This window comes from Bradyrhizobium sp., from assembly GCF_016462955.1.
Lineage (GTDB): Bacteria > Pseudomonadota > Alphaproteobacteria > Rhizobiales > Xanthobacteraceae > Bradyrhizobium.
The window spans coordinates 1-1,974 of the sequence record NZ_JAEMSD010000815.1 but is presented as its reverse complement, the minus strand read 5'-3'; the positions used below and the strand labels follow the sequence as shown (position 1 = coordinate 1,974).

Sequence of the window (1,974 nt, the reverse complement as noted above, 5' to 3'; positions counted from 1 at the left end):
GCTTGGCCTCGGCGCCGGCGCGCTGGCCTGGAACTCGCGCAACCGCAACCGGGTGGCGGCCAAGGCCGAGGCAGCCGTTCACGCCGCGCCCGCTCCGGGAACGCCGGGTGCGCCGGGCGCCGCCGCGACCGAGGAGCCGATCTCGGCCGCGCTCAAGATCGACGACCTCAAGATCGAGCTCGGCTATGCGCTGCTGCCGCTGGTCAACGGCCCCGACGGCACCGACCGCCTCACCGAGCAGATCAAGGCGCTGCGCCGCTCGCTCGCGATCGAGATGGGCTTCGTGATGCCGGCGGTGCGCATCCTCGACAACGTCCAGCTCGAGGCCAACACCTACATCATCAAGATCAAGGAGGTCGACGCCGGCACCGGCAAGATCTGGCCGAACCAGTTCATGGTGATGGATCCCGGCGGCAGCCAGGTCCAGGTGCCCGGCATCCACACCACCGAGCCGACCTTCGGCCTGCCCGCGACCTGGGTCGACGCCAGCCTCAAGGAGGAGGCCTCGCTCAAGGGCTACACCGTCGTCGACGCCGCCACCGTGCTCTCGACCCACCTCACCGAGCTGCTCAAGGCCAACATGTCGGACCTGCTCTCCTACGGCGAGGTGCAGAAGCTGCTCAAGGAGCTGCCGAAGGAGCAGAGCGAGCTGGTCAAGGACATCGTCCCCGGACAGGTCACGGTCTCCGGCATCCAGCGCGTGCTGCAGCTGCTGCTGGCCGAGCGCATCTCGATCCGCGACCTCTCGACCATCCTCGAAGGCATCGCGGACTCGCTCGCCTTTTCGCGCAATCCGGCCACCATGGTCGAGCACGTCCGCGCGCGTCTGGCGCGGCAGATTTGCGCGCAGAACACCTCGTATGCCGGCTACCTGCCGCTGATCGCGCTGTCGGCGAAATGGGAGCAGGCCTTTGCCGAATCCATCATCGGCCAGGGCGAGGAGCGGAGCCTTGCGATGCAGCCCTCGAAACTGTCGGAATTCATGACTGCCGTGCGCGAGGCCTTCGAGCGCGCCGCGCGCGAAGGGGAGGCACCGGTGCTGGTCACCTCTGCGGCAATTCGTCCCTTCGTGCGGTCCCTGGTGGAACGGTTCCGGGCTCAGACGACCGTGTTGTCGCAGGCGGAAATCCACCCCAGGGCGAGGTTGAAAACGGTCGGAAGCATCTGATTTGCCTTAAGAAGCCGTGTGTTTTTCAGTCACAGGCAAATGGTTTTTGAGTTCCCGGCGCCGTGCAGGCTAAAGCTCAAAAACCATCCGAAAGGCACATTACAGCTTTGAAATAATTATAGAAACGAGCCATCAGCCCCCATTTCTGATCGCGACTTTTCACGTCCATTCACGCTCTTGTGATGGCCTCTTGGGAACGAATCCCCCCAATACTAGGTTGTTGGGCACCGGAAGCATGAACCTGCCTGAAACGGCCGGCGACTACTTCGGGTAGATGGCGGCAGGAGGCTTCCATGAACCACTCGATCTACAGTGCAGACCGCGCGACCCATCTGAAAATCGTGGTCGTCGCCCTCGTTGCCGGCATCGCGGTTGCGGGCCTCGGCATCACTGCACGCGCGACCAGCTCGGACGAAGGCCTCACCCAGACTGCACGCGTCATGAAGGCCGGCAAGCCGGTCACCATCACCAGCGCGAACACCTCGGTCGTTCGCTAGGAGACATGAGTTTCAGGAATTCACGCGGCTCTTTACCAGCCCCCCAAAGTCGCCACGTGGATATGTAGACGACCCCAACCCCAAGTCGACTACAGAAAGCGCCCGCCCCCCACGGGCGCTTTCTCATGTCTGGGGGTAGCTTCTCGTTGCGCGAGCACCTGCCGAACTCCCAGATGACGCTCTCGTGTCCCGGACGCGCTGCAACGCTCTTCGCGTTGCTGCGCAGAGCCGGGACCCAGCAAGCCGCGGCACGTGCTGATGCATGGGCCCCGGCTCTGCAGCGCACCGCTGAAGTAGCGCTGCGCTGCG

At 64.3% G+C, this 1,974-nt stretch carries 2 protein-coding genes; both read left to right on the top strand.

Annotation, left to right across the window (positions count from 1 at the left end; genetic code table 11):
* Positions 1-1,168 (top strand): FHIPEP family type III secretion protein (locus tag JHD07_RS38770; RefSeq protein WP_291631823.1); only part of this gene is annotated, 1,168 nt, incomplete at its 5' end.
* A gap of 293 nt (positions 1,169-1,461) precedes the next feature.
* Positions 1,462-1,665, top strand: coding sequence for a hypothetical protein (locus tag JHD07_RS38765; RefSeq protein ID WP_291631821.1), 204 nt, complete (start codon positions 1,462-1,464; stop codon positions 1,663-1,665).
* Positions 1,666-1,974: the final 309 nt, after the last annotated feature.

Coding starts and splice junctions, on each gene's coding strand:
- JHD07_RS38765 (WP_291631821.1), top strand. CDS start 1,462: ATGAACCACTCGATCTACAGTGCAGACCGCGCGACCCATCTGAAAATC.